Origin of the sequence: Actinokineospora enzanensis DSM 44649 (genome assembly GCF_000374445.1) — a bacterium.
Taxonomy (GTDB): Bacteria; Actinomycetota; Actinomycetes; order Mycobacteriales; family Pseudonocardiaceae; genus Actinokineospora; species Actinokineospora enzanensis.
In genome coordinates, this window is record NZ_KB894432.1 from 89,553 (window position 1) to 108,950 (window position 19,398).

Annotated in this window: 15 protein-coding genes; 12 read left to right on the top strand and 3 right to left on the bottom strand. The window is 71.5% G+C overall.

Features of this window, described 5'->3' with window-relative positions; genetic code table 11:
* Nucleotides 1-91: 91 nt before the first annotated feature.
* Nucleotides 92-781, bottom strand: a complete 690-nt coding sequence (locus C503_RS0128460; protein WP_026316784.1) for a response regulator transcription factor — start codon at nt 779-781, stop codon at nt 92-94.
* A complete protein-coding gene (locus C503_RS43700; RefSeq protein WP_018685624.1) occupies nt 778-2,487 on the bottom strand; it encodes a sensor histidine kinase in 1,710 nt (569 codons plus the stop codon). Before C503_RS43700 ends, C503_RS0128460 begins: the two co-directional genes overlap by 4 nt.
* A 199-nt stretch (nt 2,488-2,686) precedes the next feature.
* Between C503_RS43700 and C503_RS0128470 the strand changes: the two genes are divergently transcribed.
* The gene (locus C503_RS0128470) at nt 2,687-4,453 is read left to right on the top strand and encodes a sensor histidine kinase (protein WP_018685625.1); all 1,767 of its coding nucleotides are present in this window, start codon (nt 2,687-2,689) and stop codon (nt 4,451-4,453) included.
* Between the two features lie 93 nt (nt 4,454-4,546).
* On the top strand, nt 4,547-5,230 hold the full coding sequence (locus C503_RS0128475; protein WP_018685626.1) for a PP2C family protein-serine/threonine phosphatase: 684 nt from the start codon (nt 4,547-4,549) through the stop codon (nt 5,228-5,230).
* 102 nt (nt 5,231-5,332) lie between these two features.
* On the opposite strand, the gene C503_RS0128480 is transcribed toward C503_RS0128475, so the two are convergent.
* Nucleotides 5,333-6,454 (bottom strand): MsnO8 family LLM class oxidoreductase, encoded by a 1,122-nt coding sequence (locus C503_RS0128480; protein ID WP_033401149.1) that lies wholly within the window; start codon nt 6,452-6,454, stop codon nt 5,333-5,335.
* Nucleotides 6,455-6,716: 262 nt separating this feature from the next.
* On the opposite strand from C503_RS0128480, the gene C503_RS43705 reads away from it, so the two are divergent.
* The 10 genes from C503_RS43705 to C503_RS0128530 all read left to right on the top strand — a co-directional run bounded on the left by C503_RS43705 (nt 6,717) and on the right by C503_RS0128530 (nt 19,276).
* Complete coding sequence (locus tag C503_RS43705) at nt 6,717-8,348, top strand: sugar nucleotide-binding protein (protein WP_169514624.1); 1,632 nt, start codon at nt 6,717-6,719, stop codon at nt 8,346-8,348.
* Nucleotides 8,345-9,439 carry a glycosyltransferase gene (locus tag C503_RS43710; protein WP_018685629.1) on the top strand — a complete coding sequence of 365 codons (1,095 nt, stop codon included), beginning with the start codon at nt 8,345-8,347 and terminating at the stop codon, nt 9,437-9,439. Before C503_RS43705 ends, C503_RS43710 begins: the two co-directional genes overlap by 4 nt.
* A gap of 150 nt (nt 9,440-9,589) precedes the next feature.
* A complete protein-coding gene (locus C503_RS0128495; protein ID WP_018685630.1) occupies nt 9,590-11,539 on the top strand; it encodes a primary-amine oxidase in 1,950 nt (649 codons plus the stop codon).
* A gap of 555 nt (nt 11,540-12,094) precedes the next feature.
* Nucleotides 12,095-12,796, top strand: a complete 702-nt coding sequence (locus tag C503_RS0128500) for an ABC transporter ATP-binding protein (protein WP_018685631.1) — start codon at nt 12,095-12,097, stop codon at nt 12,794-12,796.
* 22 nt (nt 12,797-12,818) lie between these two features.
* Nucleotides 12,819-14,588 (top strand): branched-chain amino acid ABC transporter ATP-binding protein/permease, encoded by a 1,770-nt coding sequence (locus C503_RS0128505; RefSeq protein ID WP_018685632.1) that lies wholly within the window; start codon nt 12,819-12,821, stop codon nt 14,586-14,588.
* 74 nt (nt 14,589-14,662) lie between these two features.
* Nucleotides 14,663-15,826, top strand: a complete 1,164-nt coding sequence (locus C503_RS0128510) for an ABC transporter substrate-binding protein (RefSeq protein ID WP_018685633.1) — start codon at nt 14,663-14,665, stop codon at nt 15,824-15,826.
* 39 nt (nt 15,827-15,865) lie between these two features.
* Nucleotides 15,866-16,732: a branched-chain amino acid ABC transporter permease gene (locus tag C503_RS0128515; RefSeq protein ID WP_018685634.1), complete on the top strand. Its 867-nt coding sequence runs from the start codon at nt 15,866-15,868 to the stop codon at nt 16,730-16,732.
* 197 nt (nt 16,733-16,929) lie between these two features.
* On the top strand, nt 16,930-17,175 hold the full coding sequence (locus C503_RS0128520) for a hypothetical protein (RefSeq protein ID WP_156893584.1): 246 nt from the start codon (nt 16,930-16,932) through the stop codon (nt 17,173-17,175).
* Nucleotides 17,172-18,302 carry a zinc-binding dehydrogenase gene (locus C503_RS0128525; RefSeq protein ID WP_026316786.1) on the top strand — a complete coding sequence of 377 codons (1,131 nt, stop codon included), beginning with the start codon at nt 17,172-17,174 and terminating at the stop codon, nt 18,300-18,302. The genes C503_RS0128520 and C503_RS0128525 overlap by 4 nt, the downstream gene beginning before the upstream one ends.
* Nucleotides 18,299-19,276: a methyltransferase gene (locus tag C503_RS0128530; protein ID WP_018685637.1), complete on the top strand. Its 978-nt coding sequence runs from the start codon at nt 18,299-18,301 to the stop codon at nt 19,274-19,276. Before C503_RS0128525 ends, C503_RS0128530 begins: the two co-directional genes overlap by 4 nt.
* Nucleotides 19,277-19,398 lie beyond the last annotated feature (122 nt).

Below are 19,398 nucleotides of genomic sequence, written 5' to 3' on the forward strand. Positions count from 1 at the left end.
ATCGGAGGAAACGCCGACGGGTCGAGTGCGCGCGGATCTCGGTCGATTTGACCGATGTGTCCGCATCACCCTGGGTGATCGATTCGGCCGCTCAGGACTTGGGCACGTCGTACCGGTAGCCCATGCCGCGCGCCGCCCGGATCGGCGAGTCGTCCGCCGACCAGCCCAGCTTGCGCCGCAGCCGCAGCACCGCGAACTTGACCCGGTCGGCGCCGATCCCGGTGGGGTCGTTCCACACCAGGTTCAGCAGCTGCCGGGGCGAGAGCACCGCGCCCCGGTGCTGCACGAACGTCGACAGCAGCCGGTACTCGGTGGCGTTGACCTCGGCCTCCACCCCGTTGACGTAGACCCGGCGGGACCGGTGGTCCATCCGCACCACGCCGTCGTCGTAGACATCGGACTGGCTGGTGCCGCCGGTCTGCTCGGTGCGCCGCAGGATCGCCTCGATCCTGGCCAGCAGCTCGCTGGTGGAGAACGGCTTGGTCAGGTAGTCGTCGGCGCCGCCGCGCAGGCCGCGCACCTTGTCCGCCTCCATGCCGTGCGCGGTCAGCAGCAGCACCGGCACGTCGCTGACGTCCCGGATCCGCTCCAGCACCATCCAGCCGTCGATCACCGGCAGGCCGATGTCCAGCAGCACCAGCGTCGGCTTGGTCTCGTGCAGCGCGCGCAGCCCCTGCCGCCCGTCCGGGGCGACCATCACCTCGTGCCCGGCCCGCTCCAGGATCACCCGCAGCGCCAGCGCGATGTCCGGCTCGTCCTCGACGACCAACACGGTGCTCATGCGCGTGCCCCCGGCAGTGCGGCCGGCAGTGCGCCGGGCTTGGTCAACGGCAGGGTGATGCGGACCGTCGTACCCACGTCCTCGGTGCTCTCGATGGTCATCGAGCCCTGGTGCACGGCCACGATCTCCTTGCAGATGGACAGTCCGAGCCCGCTGCCGGGGATCCCCGCCTCGCCCGCGTTGGACCCCCGGCTGAACGCCTCGAACACCTTCGGCAGGTCCTCGGCAGGCACGCCGATGCCGGTGTCGCTGACGGCCACCGTCCAGGCCGTCTCGTCCGGGATCGCCGACACTCGCACCGAGCCGCCCGCCTGCGTGAACTTGAGCGCGTTGGCCAGCACGTTGTCCAGCACCTGGCCCAGCCGCGCCGGGTCGCCCTGGATGTGCGGGCCGGTACGCACGTCGGCGGTCACCTCGACCCGCTCCCTGGCACCGAGCGGGGAGTGGTTCTCGGTCGTCTTGAGCACCAGGTCGGCCACGTCCACCTCGGTGAACGACATGGACAGCTGGTTGGTCTCCAGTCGGGACAGCAGCAGCAGGTCGTCCACCAGCCGCAGCAGCCGGGCGGCGTTGCGGTTGATCACCTCAAGGTGCGCGGCCTGGTGCTTGGTCAGCGGCTCCGAGCTGTCCGCGAGCATCTCGCCGAAGGCAAGCACGGCGGTCAGCGGGGTGCGCAGCTCGTGCGAGACGGTCGCGACGAACCGGCCCTTGAGCGCGGCCGCCTCCTCCAGCGACCGGTTGGTCTCCTCCAGCTCGGTGCGCGCCACCGACTCCCGGGTGATGTCCCGGAAGTACCAGAGCGTGCCGACCGCCTCGGCCGCGCGCAGCGGCACCACGTCGCAGGTGACGATCCGCCCGCCCGCCAGCGCCAGCCGCACGCCCCGGTGCGGCCGGGCCGAGCGCACCAGCCGCTCCAGCAGGTCCCAGGACAACGTCGGCTCCTCGCACTCGGCCGCGATCAGCTCGACCAGGTCCGGCACCGGGGTGCCGGTCAGCTCCCGGTCCGGCTCGAAGATCCGGGCGAACGACGGGTTGTCCAGGATCACCTGGCGGCCGTCGTCGACCACCACGCCGCCCGCCAGGTGCAGCACCAGCTCGCGCAGCCGGGCCCGCTCCACCGCCAGCGCCCGCTCGGCCGCGCGCCGCTCGGTGACGTTGCGCGCGTGCACGACGACCGCGTTGATCCCGGTCGCCTCCAGCAGGTTGATCATCGTGGTGGCCAGCACGACCCAGCGGCCGTCCGCGTGCCTGATCCGGGTGTCCAGCTCCACCTGGGTGCCGGGCGCGGCCATGGTCTGCCGGAACGCCGAGCGCAGCGGCTCAAGGTCCATCGGGTGCACCAGCTCGCGCATGTGGTTGACGTCCATGGTGCCCGGCGGGTAGCCGAGCACGTCGCGCACCGCCTCCGGCGCGGCGACCATGGAACCGGCCGGGGTCACGGTGAGCACCAGCGAGCGGTCGGCGATCGGGCGCACCCCGTCGCGGGGCAGCGGCACCTCGTCCACATCGCGTTCGTGGAACGCGCGCACCAGCGCGATGACCGAGCGCAGCACCGCGCTGTCCTCGGCGCCCAGGTTGCCTCGGGCCGCCTCGTCGAGGAGGGTGGCGACCTGTTCCGGCTCGTCCTTGGCCAGCAGCCGGGTGGCCTCGTCGAACAGACCCGCGAGCGCGGGTCTCGCGCGCTGGCCTGCCTGGTCCGACGACATGGTTCACTCCACTGGCGGTATCGGGCGTCCCCGGCGCCACACTACGAGCGTGTCCCGAGCGCGCGGGCCGATCTGGTCCACTGCGGACCTTTTTCACCACATCGGGTGGCCGGTGGTAGCGAATCCGGTGCGGAACGGTTGTGCCTGCCGGGGTCCGGGTGTGTCGGCCGGACACACTGGATCACGACGAGGAGGACACATGCCCGACACCCCGGCGCGGTCCCCGTGGGACTGCGCGGCCGCGGTGCGCGCCATCGGCTGGGCCGACCGGTCCGGCCGGGCCGTGGACGCCGCGGTCGCGCTGCTGCGGAACCTGCCCGGAGTGCTGGACGCGGGCGTCGGCGAGCCGCTTCCCGGGGCCACCGCCGCGGTCTCGCTGACGGCGGGCGGGGCGGTGTCGGTGCGGTGCGACGGCACGCCGGACCCGCGGCTGGCGCCGCTGTTGGACACCGTGGCGGCCACCCTGGACGCGGCGGGCTGCGACGGCGGGGTGGTCGACTTCCGGGACGCGGTCATCGCCCAGATGCCCAGCTTCATCGCGCTGTTCTCGCCGAGCGGGCGGCTGCGCTGGAGCAACATGGTGCGCTGGCCGGACGGCACCCCGGTGCACTACGACGAGACCTCGACGTGGGCGGTGGCGGCCATGGTGCACCCGGCCGACCAGGACCCGCTGACCGAGCTGATGTCCACCCTGCACGCCCGCGACCCGGGCGGCTGCGCCCGCTACACCGCGCGCGTCCGCCGCCCGGACGGCGGCTGGATGGTGATGGACATCGACCTGTTCGACCGCGTCGCCGACCCGGTGATCGGCGGCCTGATCACCTACGGCCGGGACGTCACCGAGCTGCACGACACCGAGACCTCGCTGCGGGTCACCACGACCCAGCTGAAGTTCCTGGTCGACTCGCTGGAGGTCGGCGTGCTGCTGCAGGACGCCGATCGGGTCATGCTGATCTCCAACATGACCGCGGTGACCCTGCTGGAGCTGCGGAAGCCGCCCGCCGAGCTGACCGGGATGGCCTGGGAGGAGCTGCGCACCCTGCGCGGCATGCCGGAGTCGCACTACGCCGAGATCGACGCGTTCGGTGCCCGCTGCATGATCGAGGGCACACCGGTCCGCGGCGCGGAGATCGCCCTGGGCCCGGACCGCGTGGTGGAGGTGGACTTCGTCCCGGTCCGGGTGGGGGAGGTCCGACTGGGACAGTTGTGGGTGCTGCGGGACGTCACGGCACAGGTGGAGCTGAAACGCGCGTTGGTGCGGCGCAACGAGGAGCTGTCCCGTCTCGCGAACCTGAAGACCGAGTTCATCGCCACGGTCTCGCACGAGCTGCGCACCCCACTGACCACATTGACCTCCCTGACCCCGATGCTCGCCGACGGCGCGGGCGACCGGGTCCTGGGGCAGGCGGTGCAGCGCAACGTGAACCGGCTGGCGACACTGGTCGAGACGTTGCTGTTCCTGGCCGGACTGGAGTCCCACAGCCTCGGCCTGAGCCGGATCCAGACCAAGATGGAACCGTTGGTGGTCGAACAGATCGCCTCGCTCGCCAGCCACGCCGCCACGCGGTCGGTGGTGGTCCTGCACCGCCCGGCCCCCCGCGGCACGGTCCTGACCGGCGACCGGGACCTGTTGGCCCGCATGGTCCACCACGTGATCGCCTCCGCGATCGGCAGCTCGCCCCCGTCCGGTTCGGTCCGCGTCCGCTCCAGGACCGATGACACCCGCTGGACCCTGGAGGTGACGGACGAGAGCCCGCTGACCGTCGAGGCGGGCCGCCTGTTCACCACCATGCCCCGCGGCGAGAGCGCGACGACCGACGGAGACCCGCTGATCGGCTCCGGCCTCGGCCTCACCCTGGCCCGCGCCATCGCCGAACGCCACGGCGGCGGCATCCTGTTGATCCCCGCCTCCGACGGCGGCACCACGTTCCGGGTCGAGTTGCCGCTAAGCGGGGCCCCGGTCTGATTTTTCATAGCGTGCGGTCAGTGGACGCACAGGGTTCCCACAGGATTCGGGCCGATTCTCGGGGTATGTCGGTTCGAGCGGGAGGTGGGACGGGTGGAGCAGGCGTGGCAGGTGGCGGGCGACCAGGGCGGTCGGCACTACAACGCGGACGCGGCGGCGTCCTACCGCACCGCGGACGGGCGGCTGGTGTTCGCGCTGGCGGACGGGATCGGGGACACGCCGATCGCCGCCCGCGCGGCCCGGGTGGCGGCGGCCGCGGCGGTGCGGGCCGCCGGCGGACCCCGGGCGTCGATCGCGGCGGCGCGGGCGGCGGTGCTGGCCGAGGCGGGCGGGGACTGTGTGCTCGTGGTCGCCGAGGCGACCGGGTCGGGGTACCGGGTGGCCTGGGTGGGGGACGCGCGAGCCTATGCGTGGAACGGGGTGGAGGTGTGGCAGCTGACGAAGGACCACACCGTGGGGCAGTACTTCGCGGATCGCGGGGTGGCCGTGGCACCTCGGTTGTCGCACGTGGTCACGTCCAGCGTCCGGACCTTGCATGAGGTGGGGGAGGTCGACACCTACCAGCCCGGTGGGCTGTTGTTGATGACGGACGGGGTTTATCGGGGAGTGGGGTTGCCCCGCATCGGGGCGATACTGCGGGGAGCCTCGGAGCCCGCGGCCGCGTTGGTCAACGCGGCCGTCGGGGTCGGCAGGGTCGGCGGAGTCGGCGGAGTCGACAATGCCACCGCGTTGGTCGTGCACGGGGTGGGGTCACACGCCATGGTGGATGCCGCCTGACGCTCATTCCCCTCTGAGCGCCGGTGGCCCCGGGGTGTCGCGAACCTACCCCCAAGTTCGCGACACCCCGGGTTTTCTTGTGCCCGGCGGCCTGTGCGTCCGTCAGCCCCATTCCTTGGCAAGCAACTCGAACGACCGGACCCGCTCCTCCTCGCCGTGCACGATGGTGGTGACCATCAGCTCGTCGGCCCCCGTCACATCCCGCAGGACCCGCAACCTCGCCACGACCTCCGCCGCCGACCCCACGAACTGCGTCTCCACCCGATCGGCCACCAACGACCGCAACTCGTCCGTCCACGCGAACGCATCCGCTTCCGCCGAGGAAGGAAACGGAATCGCCCCATCCCCACTGCGGATGCTCAACACCCACCGCCCGTACGGCCGGGCCAGCTCGCGAGCGGTGGCCGAGTCCTCGGCCACCACGACATCCGCCGACACCATCACGTAAGGCCGAGCCAGCCGGGCGGAGGGCACGAACGCCTCCCGATACCCCGCCACCGCCTCCAACACCGACGACGGACTCACGTGATAGTTCGCCGTGAACGGCAACCCCAGGGCCCCGGCCGCCCGAGCGCTCTCCCCGGCGCTGGACCCCAGCACCCACACCTCGGCATCGGCCCCCGTCGCGGCGGGCGCCCGGAACTCCTGTCCCGCGTACGAATGCCCGTCACCCAGGAAGTCCAGGATCTGCCGCACCTGGTCGATGTACGCCCCCGCGTCGTCCCGGGCCCCCAACAACGTCTGCGACGCCTCCATCCGGGCGAGTACCTCCGCCCGGTCCAGCGCGGCCTTCGGCTTGCCCGGGATCACCAGCCCGTCCACCACCCGCCCGGTCGAGACCGGGGCCCCGGCGGAGTTGAACCGCTTGGCCAGATCGCGCCCCCGGACCAGCCCCGACCGCCCGAGCCCCAGGTCGACCCGCCCCGGGTGCACGTGCGCGATGGTGCCGAACTGCTCGGCGACGGACAGTGGCGCGTAGTACCCCAGCAGCACGGCCCCCGAGCCCACGCGGATGCGCGTGGTCGCCGAGGCGATCAGCGCGGTCAGGACGGCGGGCGCGGCGGCCGCGACGCCCGGGGCGAAGTGGTGCTCGGCCACCCAGTAGCGGTGGTAGCCGAACTGTTCGGCGCGTTGCGCGAGGTCGATGGTCGACCGCAGGGCCTGTGCGTTGGTGCGGCCGGAGAGCACCGGTGCTAAGTCCAGAATGGACAGTGGGGTTGGCATGGGATCCCTCCAGTTCTCCGCTGCTGCGCCGACGCTACCCCCGGGCGGGGCGGGGTCCGCGATGTGAGAAGGGCGGAATAACCGGGGGTGTTCGCCTGTTCCCGAACCATCGTGCCCACTCGATGGGAAGCCGTCGACCACACCGTGGGACGCGGCCGGATCGACCCGTTTGGCGGAGTATCGACCGGCCGGTCCGAGACGATCTTCCGGGCAGGCGCGAACTCGGGGAGAGGCATTGTCCGGTGGGGGAACGCGGTGGTTGGTGACCGGGGCGTGCGGTCAGCTCGGTGGGCATGTGACGGACCTGCTGACGCGACAGGGCGTCCCGGTGCTCGGGGTCGGCAGGCGGGCCTGCCGCGCGGGGCACGCCGACGTGGTCGGGTTGGATCTACGGCGCGCGGATGACCTGGGCGCGTTGTTGCGGCGCTATCGGCCCACCCACATCGTCCATCTGGCGGCCGTCTCCGCGCCCGCCGCGGTGGCGGCGGACCCGGGCGCGGGCTGGGTGCTCAACACCGAGGTCACCCGGCAGCTGGCCGCGCACGCGCGGGACGAGGACGCCTGGTTGCTCTACCCGTCAAGCGATTTCATCTGGCCCGGCACCGCCCACCGCCGCTACCGGGAGACGGATCGGCCGTCCGAGCGGTCCGCGTACGCGTGGACGAAGCTGGCGGGGGAGCGGGCCGTGCTCGGCGTGGGACTGGTCGCCCGGTTCTCGTTGCTGTACGGGACCCCGCTGTGCCCCAGGCAGACCACGTGGACGCGGGTCGTGGACCGGCTGCACGCGGGCGAGGAGATCCCGGTGTGCTCGGACGAGTTCCGCACCCCGGTCTCGTTTCCGGACGCCGCAAGGATTGTCGTGGGCCTGGGGGAGCGGCGGGTGCGCGGCCTCATCCATGTCGCGGGCCCGGAAGTGCTGACCCCGCGCGACATCCTGCTGCGCATGGCCGAGGGTCTCGGTGTCACCCCGAACCTGCGCCGGATCTCCCGCCGTGATCTCCCCGGCGGCGCCGACCGACCACCGAACATGGCCATGTCCGGCGCCGAGCTCGCCCGCCGCCACTCCGACCTGACCCCGGCCCGCATGCGCGTGCGAAGACCGTTCGGCGTGGTGATCCCGGTGTACCGGGGCGCGGACGTGCTGCACCGGAGCGTGGAATCCCTTGCCGCGCAACAGACCGACGCCGAGCTCCACGTCGTTCTCGCGGTCAACGACGGTCTCCCCGAGACCCTCCGGGCGGCGCACGCCCTGGCCCCGACCCTGCGCGCCACCGGCGCCCGCTGCGTGGTGCTGGAGACCCCGCCCGGCCGCGTCCCCGCCATCGAGGCCGCCGAGGCCCTTCTCCCGCCCGGTCCGCGCCTCTACCTCGACCAGGACGCCGTCCTCTCCCCGAACGCCCTCGCCGCCCTCGCGGCCGCCCTCGCCCCCGGCGCGGGCACCCACTTCGCCGTGCCCGCCGTCCGCGTCGCCACCCGCAGCGTCATCTCCCGCGCGTACTACCGCACCTGGCGCACCCTCCCGTACGTCCGCCAGTCCCCGGCCACCATGGGCGCCTATGCCGTCTCCGCCGCCGGTCGCGCCCGCTGGGAGACCTGGACCCGCGTCCGCTCCGACGACAAGTGGGTGCGCTGGCACTTCGCCCCAGAGGAACGCGCCGTCGTGCCGACCGCCACCTACGAGGTCATCGTCCCGAACGGCCCCCGCGAGCTCGTCCGGGCCCGCCTGCGCTACCAGCGCGGCAACACCGAGCTCGACACCCTGGACCTCACCCACGGCGACACCCACTCCCGCCACCGCGGCGTCATCCCCACGCTGCTGCGCAGCCCCGCCGCGGGCGCCGTCTTCCTCACCATCCACGCGATCGCCGCCGTCACCGGCCGCTGGTCCCGATGAGCCTCGACGTGGTCGTTCCCGCGCGGAACGAGGGTGCGCTGGTGGGCGCCTGTGTCCGGTCGGTCCTCGCCGACGGCCTGACGGGTGTCCGCGTCATCGTGGTCGCCAACGGCTGTGCCGACGACACCGCCGAGCGGGCCGCGGCGGCCGGGGCCACCGTCGTCGAGACCCCCGGAGACGGCAAGGCCGCCGCGCTCAACCGTGGGCTGGGGGAGTGTCGCGACGGTTCCGTGGTCTTCCTCGACGCCGACACCGTCCTCACCCCAGGCACCACCCGCGCCCTGGCGACCGCCCTGGACGTGCCGACTCCCCGCCTGGCCGCCCCGCGCCCCCTGCTCATCCGCCCCCGCGGCCCGCTCGCCCGCGGCTACGCCCAGGTGTGGACCCGCCTGCCCGGGATCGCGGACGACGTCATCGGCGCGGGCTGCTACGCCCTCAACGCCCCCGCCCGCGCCCGCTGCCCGGAATTCCCGCCGATCGTCGCCGACGACGCCTACGTGCGGACCCGGTTCACCCGCGACGAGCGGCACGTCCTCACCGACGGCACCTTTCTCCTCGTGCTCCCCGAGGGCCGCGAACTGATCCGGGTGGTCCGACGCTGGCGCACCGGGAACGCCGCCCTGGACGATTCCCCGGCCGCCACTCGTACCAGCAATATGCGGTTCGCAATTCACCCCGAGATCTGGCCGCATCTCCCGGCCTTCCTCACCGTCCTCGTCGCCACGAGACTCGCGGGCAGGCTCGGCCCGCCCGACGCCTGGGCCCGTGCCGACGGTGTCCGCGAGGTCGGACGGCAGGCGACCGAATACACCTTCCTCATCGATCCAGGCGTCACCCCCGCCCCCGACGCCCGCGCCCAGCTGGCGACCCTCGCGTCCAGGTTCCCCGATGGGGGGATTTTCGGCGCGGGCCCCGCGGCCCGGTACGCCCGCCCGCGCGCCATCGCCCTGGTCGAGACCCACCTCTGGGAGCGCACCGGCAGGCCGACGACGGTCACCGACCTGTGTGGACGGGCCAGGCGGTTCGGCGCACGCCCGATGACCACCCCGCTGGCCCGGTACACCCGATCGAGTGGCGGGCCGCCGCTGTGAGTGGGCGCGGGCGCGACCGGGTGTAGACGTACCGGCCCGCGATGCCGCATCCTTCCACGCACGCGTGTGGTGGGCCCGTTCCCTGCGGGTCAACCGCTGTGCGGTCGTTGGCAAGACCGGACCCGGTCCGGATAGCGGATACTCGCGCACATGACGGCGACGACACCCCAGGTCCGGCATCCCCTCGACCCGCTGACCGGCGAGGAGATCGCGCGCGCCCGCGCGGTCCTGGTAGCCGCCGGGCACGTCGGGGAGAGCACCCGCTTCCCCAGCGTGCTGCTGCTGGAGCCGCCCAAGGCGGAGGTGCGTGCGTTCACCGAGGGCGTGGCCTTCAGCAGGCGGGTGATCGCCGTCGTGCTCGACATCGCCACCGGCGTGGCCGCCGAGGCCGTGGTCGACCTGGTCGCCGAGGAGGTGGCCGACTGGCGCGAGCTGGCGGCGGGCGCCGGGCAGCCCGCCGTGCTGCTGGAGGAGTACGACCGCAGCGCCGACTTGGTGCGCGCCGACGAGCGTTGGCAGAACGCGCTCCGCCGCCGCGGTGTCGAGAACTTCGAATTGGCTTTCGTGGCGCCGTTGTCCCCGGGTTTCTTCGACTACCCGGAGGAGAAGAACCGCCGCGTTCTCCGCGCGTTGACCTTCCTGCGCGATCACGAGGAGGACAGCCCGTGGGCGCACCCGGTCGAAGGCCTGCTGGCCAAGGTCGACCTGATCACCGGTGAGGTCATCTCGGTCGACGATGTCGGCGATGTCCCGGTGCCCGCCGAGCACGGCAACTTCGACGCCGAGCACGTCGGCCCGGCCAGGACCACGCTCAAGCCGATCGAGATCACCCAGCCGGAAGGCGTCAGCTTCGCCGTCGACGGCAACGAGGTCACCTGGGAGAACTGGCGTTTCCGGGTCGGTTTCAACGCCCGCGAGGGCCTCACGCTGCACCGCATCGAGTTCGCCGAGAAGCCCGGCGAATACCTGTCGGTGGCGAACCGCGCGTCCATGGCGGAAATGGTGGTCCCCTATGGCGACCCGGCCCCGTGGCGTTACTGGATCAGCTACTTCGACGCGGGCGAATACCTGCTCGGAAAGAACTCGAACTCGCTGAAGCTGGGCTGCGACTGTCTCGGCGTCATCCATTACTTCGACGCCGTCGTCGCCGACGACCACGCGAACGCGGTGACGATCCCGCAGGCGATCTGCATGCACGAGGAGGATTACGGCATCCTCTGGAAGCACACGAACATCCTGACCGGCGCCACCGAGGTCCGCCGCTCCCGCCGCCTGGTGGTCTCCTTCTTCGCCACCATCGGCAACTACGACTACGGCTTCTTCTGGTACTTCTACCTGGACGGATCGATCCAGCTGGAGGCCAAGGCGACCGGCATCGTGTTCTGCGGCTCGGCCGAGCCGGGCAGCACCTCGCCGTACGCCGCCGAGATCGCCCCCGGCCTGATGGCGCCGGTGCACCAGCACCTGTTCTGCGCCCGGCTGGACATGGAGGTCGCGGGCGAGCACAACACCGTCGACGAGGTCGACGTGGTCGGCATCCCGATGGGCCAGGACAACCCGTACGGCAACGCCTTCACCACCACGACCACCCCGCTCACCAAGGAGTCCGAGGCCCAGCGGCTGGCCGACGCCAGTCGGGCACGCAGCTGGATCGTGCGCAGCGGCGACAGCGTGAACCGGCTCGGCAAGCCGCGCGCCTACCAGCTCATGCCGCATGTCGGCCCGACGCTGATGGCACAGCCGGAGGCCACCGTGTCCGCCCGCGCGGCGTTCGCCACCAAGCACCTCTGGGTCACCAAGCACGACGACGAGCAGCTCTACCCGGCTGGCAACTTCCCGAACCAGCACCCGGGCGGCTCCGGCCTGCCGGAGTGGACCAAGGCCGACCGCAAGATCGAGGACGAGGACATCGTGCTCTGGCACGTTTTCGGCCCGACGCATGTGCCGCGGCCGGAGGACTGGCCGGTCATGCCGGTGGACTACAGCGGCTTCATGCTCCGCCCGCACGGTTTCTGCGACCGCAACCCGGCCCTCGACCTCCCGGACGGCGCCAAGTCCTGCTCGCATTGCCCTCCGGGCCAGTGCACCTGCAACCACTGAGTTCGATTCCTCCCGCCGCCCACTCGCTCGTCCCCGCCCGGCATCGTCCCCGACCTGGCAGCCGCACCACCGCCAGGTCGCCGGTGCCGTAGGGGGAACCGCGGCCGAGGCTAAGGAAGTAGACGATCAGCGCCCCCGTGCCCCGGGTCCACCCCGGGGCGCGGGGGCGTTCGGCGTGTCCGGGGTCGGGCCGGTCCGATCGGCGGGTGTCCGGGCCGTGTCGTCCGGGGAAACCCCAGCTGACCGCGCCGGGCTCGCGGATGGCAATGGTTGTGTATTCAGCTATGTCCGGGGAACGGGTATCGTCGCTTCCCGGTGAAGCTTTTCCTTAAAGCAGCACCACCGGTCGGCGACAAAACTGGCGGAATAGCGACGAGAACGTGACCCGTCCTAGACATTGACCGGTGATCGTCTCGCGTGCATTCGCACGACCGGGCCCCGATGTCCACCGATCCCGCGGTATTTCGGTATTTCTACGGACACCGTGGCCCACCGCACAGGCGCAGGCTGTTCGCCACACCGCCACCCCCCGTTTGCCAAGGATGGTGCTTCCCTGTGAGTGTTCTGTCCATTGAGGACGTCTCCGTCGAGCGATCGGGTCTGCCGATCGTCCGCGGTGCGACGGTCTCGGTCGCCGAGGGCGAGGTGACCGTCCTGCTCGGCGCCAACGGCGCGGGCAAGACGACCCTGCTGGAAGGGGTGTCGGGGGCCATCCCGATCTCGCGCGGCGCGATCCGCCTCGGCGGCGCGCGGATCGAGAAGCTGCGCGCCTGGCGCCGGGCGCGCGCGGGCCTCGCGCACGTCGAACAGAACCGCACGGTATTCCGTGATATGTCCACTGAGGACAACCTGCTCGCCGCCTGCGGGCCGGAGGGGTCCATCGACGAGGTGCTGGACCTGTTCCCCGAGCTGCGCAAGCAGATCTCCGCCCCGGCGGGCCTGCTCTCCGGCGGCGAGCAGCAGATGCTGGTGGTCGGCCGGGCGCTGCTGGGCAGGCCGCGGGTGCTGCTGATCGACGAGATGTCGCTCGGCCTGGCGCCGATCGTGGTGGAGCGGCTGGCGCGGGCGGTGCGCCAGCTGGCCAACAACGGCGTGGGCGTGCTGCTGGTGGAGCAGTTCGCCACCCTCGCGCTGGGCATCTCCGACCGCGCCTACGTGATGGCCAGGGGCGAGATGGTCTACGCGGGCGACGGCCGCGCCCTGATGGCCAACGAGGCGCTGCTGCGCGCCCTCTACCTCGGCGACACCCGCCACTGACCGCGACTGGAGTCTGGAGAAAGTGGACACTGTGCGTAAGTCCCGGCCGCAGGGCGGGTTCCTGGCCGCCGCGGGTCCGTTGGGCAAGCCGCTGCCGATCACCCTGGTCGTCGCCGCGGTCGCGGTCCTGGTGCTGTCCTCGGTGTCGGACAGCTCGACGCTGTTCAACCTCACCAGCGCGGGCATCTCGATCGTCTTCATGCAGAGCTACGGCCTGATCACCGGCCGGGCGGGCGTGATCTCGCTGTGCCAGCTGTCCTTCGCCGCCATCGGCGCCTGGGTGGTGGGCTGGGCCAATGTCAACGAGGTCCCCGGCGGCCTGTACGTGTGGCTGCTGCTCGGCGGCCTGGCCGCGGTCGTGGCAGGCCTGCTGATCGGCCTCCCGGCGCTGCGCCTGCGCGGGGTCAACCTGGCGGTGGCCACCTTCGCCTTCGCCATCGCGCTGGACGTGGTCTTCGGCGGCCTGAACTACCCCGGCCAGGAGACCTACCAGCTGGTGCAGCGGCCGGAGCTGTTCGACACCGACGAGCTGTACTTCGTCTTCACCTCGATCGTCGCCGCGGTCATCTTCGTCGGCCTGTACTTCCTCGACCGCAGCAGGCTCGGCGGCGCGCTGGTGGAGATCCGGCACTCGGAGCGGGCCGCTGCCGCGCACGGCATCAGCGTCACCAGGGGCAAGCTGGCCGCGTTCGCGCTCAGCGCGTTCGTGGCGGGCATCGGCGGCGGCCTGATGGCGGGCCAGCTGGGCATCGTGACCGCGGGCAACTTCTCCTCGTTCGCCTCGGTGGCCATGTTCGCCATCGCCCTGTTCGTCGGCACCAACAACCCCGAGGGCGCCATCGCGGGCGGCATCATGGGCGCGTTCGTGCCGGTGCTGATGGACTGGGTCGGCATCCCGCAGGACCTGGCCTCGCTGCTGTTCGGCATCGGCGCCATCCAGGTGCTGCGGATGGGCATGAGCCAGACCGACCTGATGCGCACCCAGCGCCGCCGCAAGCGCGCGGCGCGGAACCCGGTCGCGCCGCTCACCCCGCCGCCGGTGTCGGTGTTCGGGCCGAGGCGTCCCACCCGGATCCTCGGCAAGGGCGCGCCCGCGCTGGAGGTGCGCGACCTGCGCGTGCAGTTCGGCAACCTGGTCGCGGTCGACGACGTGAGCCTGGTCGTGCCGCGCGGGCATGTGGTCGGCCTGGTGGGCCCGAACGGGGCGGGCAAGTCCACCCTGATCAACGCGGTCACCGGGTTCGCGCACAAGTACTCCGGGCGCGTGCTGCTCAACGGCAAGCGCATCGACAGCCTGGCCGCGCACCACCGGGCCCGTGCGGGCGTGCGCCGCTCGTTCCAGCAGCTGCGCGTGCCCACCTCCATCTCCGTCGGCATGTTCCTGCAGGTCGCCGCCGGTAAGACCTTGACCAACCGGGAGATCGACGAGCAGCTGGCGCTGTTCGCCTGCCCTCCCGCCGATACCCCTATGGAGGCCGTTGACGTGGCCACCCGGCGGTTGCTCGAAGTGGCCGGTCTGGCCGCGGGACGGCCGCCGGTGCTGATGCTGGACGAGCCCGCCGCGGGCCACTCCAGCGACGAGACCCGCCTGCTGGTGCAGCGCCTGATCGAGATCCCGGAACGCTTCGACACCTCGTTGTTGCTGGTGGAGCACGATATCGAGCTCGTGCGCGCCACCTGCGACCAAGTGGTGGTCCTGGACTTCGGTCGGGTCATCGCCTCCGGTCCGCCGGAGCAGGTCCTGTCCGACCCGTCGGTCATCGCCGCCTACCTGGGTGACGCCACGCACTGATCACTGCGTTTCTCTCCTCCCCCTGTCATCCCTCCTCCTCTGCACTTCCCGCCCCACACGGATCAGGAGAACCAATGCGAGCGCTTCACAGGATCGGCGGCGTGCTCATGGCCGCCGTCCTCACCACCTCGGCGATATCGGGGTGTGGCTCGAAGAACAGCGACACGATCAAGATCGGCGCCATCGCCGGGCTGACCGGCAGCTTCATCACCGATGAGGTCGTCAAGACCGCCAAGCGCGTCTTCGACGACGTCAACGAGCGGGGCGGCATCAACGGCAAGAAGATCGAGTACATCGTCAAGGACGACGCGGGCAACCCGCAGCGCACCGCCCAGGTGGCGCGCGAGCTGTCCGACGCGGACGTGGTCGCGATGACGGGGTCGGCCAGCTTCACCGACTGCGACGTCAACGACGCGTTCTACCGGCAGAAGAAGATCAGCTCGATCATGGCCGTGGCGGCCACCCCGAAGTGCTTCCAGAGCCCGAACGTGGCGCCGGTCAACGTCGGCCCGTTCACCCTGATCACCGCCGAGCTGCTGTTCGCCTCGGAGACGCTCAAGGACAACAAGCTCTGCAACTTCACCGTGGTGCTGCCCGGCTCGGAGGAGGCGGTCAACGCCTCGCTGGACCAGTGGTCGAAGATCACCAAGAAGCAGCTGGTGCTCAGCGACACGACCGTGCAGCAGAGCGGCGACCCGACGCCGTACCTGCTCAAGGCCAAGCAGGCCGGGTGCGACGCGGTGATGTTCAACCCGAGCGAGCAGCTGGTCGTGCCGTTCCTCAAGGCCGCGCAGACGCAGGGCATGACCGATGTGGACTTCCTGCTGCTGGCCCCGGCCTACACCGAGAGCGTGGCGAAGGCCGTCGGCGGCCTCGGCCTGAAGATCTACGCTGGCTCGGAGTTCGAACCGTTCACCTCGGACAGTGACGCCAACCGGGGCTGGAAGGACGCGGTGAACCGGGCGGGCGCGCCCGCCACCGCGTTCTCGCAGGGCGGCTACCTGTCCGCGGTGTTCATGGTCGAGGTGCTCAAGACCATCAAGGGCGACATCACCCGCGACTCGGTCAACGAGGCACTGAAGAACATGCAGCCGATCAGCAACCCGATGGTCGGCACCCCGTTCGTGTTCGGTCCCGGCGACCGGCACGCGCCCAACCAGGCGTCCAAGATGGTCGAGCTCAAGGACAGCCAGTGGGTCCCGAACGGCGACTTCATCACGGTGCCGACCGCCTCCTGACCCACCCCTTGACCTCTTCCTGCTGATCCGGAGGATCTCGTGCTCCAACTGTCCGCGGCTATCGCCGGACTGGTCACCGGCGGGGCGTACGCCCTGATGGGCCTGTCCACGCTGTTGACCTACCGACTGGTGTCGGTGGTCAACTTCGCCCAGGCCGCCGTCGGCGCGTTCGGCGCGTTCGCCATGGTCGTGCTGTACGAGGCGGGCCTGCCGCTGGTGCTGGCGGTGCCCGCGGGCATGGCGGTCGGCGCGTTGCTGCACTGCGGACTGGGCGCGATCATGGTCCGCTGGTTCTCCGAGTCCGGGGAAGGGGTCAAGGCCGCGGTCACGATCGCGATCTACACCGGGCTGGTGGCGGTGGGGCTGCGCCTGTTCGGGGCGCAGCACCCGCACCGCTTCCCCAGCCCGTTCGACTCGCCCGCGTTCACCCTGGGCGGCGTGGTGGTCACCTGGACCGCCATCGTCACCATGATCCTGGCGATCGTGTTCGCCACCGCCCCGACGCTGCTGCTCCGCCGGACCCGGGTGGGCCTGTTGCTGCGGGCCCAGTCGGAGCGCCCGACCACCGCCGAGCTCATCGGCGTCCGGGTGCCCCGGTTGTCCATGATCGTCTGGGCGGTGGCAGGCGCGGCCAGCGCACTCGCCATCATGATCATCGCCCCGCAGCTGGCCAGCGACTTCGGCTCGCAGGCCGCGCTGATCACGCCCGCGCTGGCGGCCGTGCTCATCGGCGGGTTCCGCAGCTTCACGGTCACCCTGATCGGTGGTCTCGCCCTCGGCGTGCTGCAGGGCGTGGCCAGCAGCATCCAGGATCTACAGCAGTACCGGGGCGTGCTGCCGTTCGTGGTCATCCTCGTCGTGCTCGTCTGGACGCGGCGCGGGGACCGCTGGGACGAGCCCGCCTGATCTCCGTCCGGCCTGGACTGTCCGCCTCGGACAGTCCAGGCCGGAACCGGCGGCGCGCCCGCGCCACCGGGACGAACCGACTGGAGAACGACATGTGCCACGCGGAGCGCCGCCGCCCGCCTGCCCCGCAGGGGGAGACGGACACGAGCGTCATCCGCCCGCGTTCGGCGGACGGGACGGGGTTCCACGCCCACACGGTGCCTGAGCGGGGCGCCGGGGCGAGCGTGGCCATCCTGCCCGATGCGCGTGGCGCGCACGAGCCGTACCGCCTGCCTGCGCGGAAGTTCGCCGGATCGGGTAACACCGCGGGGGTGACCCGCCACCGGGACCGGAGCCCGGACGCCGACGGGTTCGCCCGCCGCGGCGCCGTCGCGGACCGGCCCGACCACGCCGCCGACGCCCGACGGCACGTACTTGCCTTCACCAGGAAGGAATCCGCATGAGGCCACGCACCACAATGGCCGCGGTGCTGCGCGAGTTCGGCGCCCCGCTGGAGATCGAGGAGCTGCCGCTGCCCGCGGACCTCCCCGCGGGCTCGGCGCTGGTGCGCGTCACCAGGACCACGCTGTGCGGCACCGACGCGCACCTGTGGTCGGGCATCATGCCCTTCGTCGGCCTGCCCCTGGTGCTGGGCCACGAGATGGTGGGCGAGGTCGTCGCGCTCGGCCAGCACGCGGAGCGGGACGCGCTGGGCCGCCCGGTTGCGATCGGCACCCGGCTCGTCTGGTCGGAGTCGGTATGTGGCCATTGTTACGCCTGCACTGTGCTCCGCGAGCCCGTCATGTGCGCGAATCGCGGTTATGGTTTCTCCCAGCGAGCGGACAAATGGCCGTTCGTCATCGGCGGTCTCTCCCAGTACACCTACCTGCCGCCGGGTGCGCACCGCCTGGTCGTGCCCGACGACATGCCAGACACCTGGGCCGCGTCCGCAGGATGCGCGGTCAAAACCGTGTTGCGCGCGTTCGGCAACGCGGGCGGCGTCCGTCCTGAGTCGACGGTCGTGATCCAGGGTTCCGGCCCGCTGGGACTGGTCGGCACCGCGGTGGCCAAGGCTTCCGGTGCCGGGCGCGTCATCACCATCGGCGCACCCGACAACCGGTTGGCGATCGCGGACCGTTTCGGAGCGGACGTGACCATCTCCGTGGAGGAGGTCGCGGACGCCGACGAGCGGGTCGCCCGGGTGGAGGAACTGACCGAGGCCCGTGGGGCGGACCTGGTGTTCGACTTCGCGGGCTCGCCCTCGGCCAACCGCGAGGGCGTGCTGATGTGCGGCTTGCGTGGTAAGCACGTGGTGGTGGGCCTGGCGGGCCCGCAAGCCTTGCCGGTGCCGATGGATGTCGTGATGAGTCGCGAGATCCAGGTCATCGGTTCCCTGAACGGCGATGTGTCCGATCTGGACCGCTCGCTCCGGTTCCTGGACGCGTTCCGGGACCGGTTCGAGTGGGACGCCATGTTCGGCGAGCCCGTCGGCCTGGCCGGCGCGGACCAGGCCATCAAGGACATGGCGTCCATGGCCGCGATCAAGGCAGTCGTCGACCCCGCTCTAGATGTTGAGGAGATCTCCGGATGACCACCAACCCCGTCGACCCGAGCCCGCTCGCGGCCGTCGCGTCCAGCTTCATGGCCGCGAAGCAGTTCTTCGCCGCCAGCGAGCTCGGCGTCTTCGCCGCCCTCGCCGACGGCGCGCAGACCTCGGCAGGCATCGCCGAGAAGGCCGGTGTGCCGGAGCGCTCCGCGCGGATCCTCGCGGACGCGATGGTCGGCCTCGGCCTGCTCACCTACGCCGACGGCCGCTACACCAACACCGAGGCCACCGGCGCCTACCTGGCGGGCGGCGCGGGCCTGGACCTGCGCCCGTGGCTGGCCTTCTGGGACACCATGAGCTACCCGCACTGGCTCGGCTACACCGACTCCATGCGCACCGCCGAGCCGCAGCCGTTCGACATGAGCGGCGAGCGGATGGGCGCGTTCATGAACGGCGTGCAGACCTACAACACCCTGCACGCCCAGCAGCTCGCCGCGGTCTACGACTTCACCGCGCACGAGAACCTGCTGGACCTCGCGGGCCTGTCCACCGCGTTCCTGGACGAGGCGCACAAGCGCAACCCCAAGCTGCGCGGCGCCTTCGTCAGCACCGACATGATGCTGGGCATGGCCAAGCAGGGCGCGCCCGAGGGCTTCGGCGACTTCGTCGAGTTCCACGAGGCCGACCCGCTGACCTCGGACGTGCCCGGCCACTACGACTCGGTGCTGCTGGAGCACGTGCTGCACCGGTTCACCCCGGAGGAGAACAAGAAGATCATGGCCGCGGCCCGCAAGGTCGTGGACCAGGGCGCCACGCTGCTGGTGCTCGACTTCCTGCTGGACGCCGCCGACGGCCGTCGGCTCGACCCGGTGCTCGCGGGCGAGTACCTGGTCATCGACGGCACCGTGGTGTACCCCGAGGACGAGGTCAAGGGCTGGCTGGAGGCCACCGGCTGGAGCTGGGTGGAGACCCGCCCGGTTCCCGGCTCCCCGCGCGTGGTCATCGCCAAGGCGGTCTGATCCCCCGGTGGGTCCCGGCACCCGCCGGGGCCCACCGCCCGCTCTGATCGCCCGCCCGCTCTGATCACCCCTCCCGCCCACCCGCCCTGATCACCCCTCCCGCCCGCCCGCCCTGATCACCC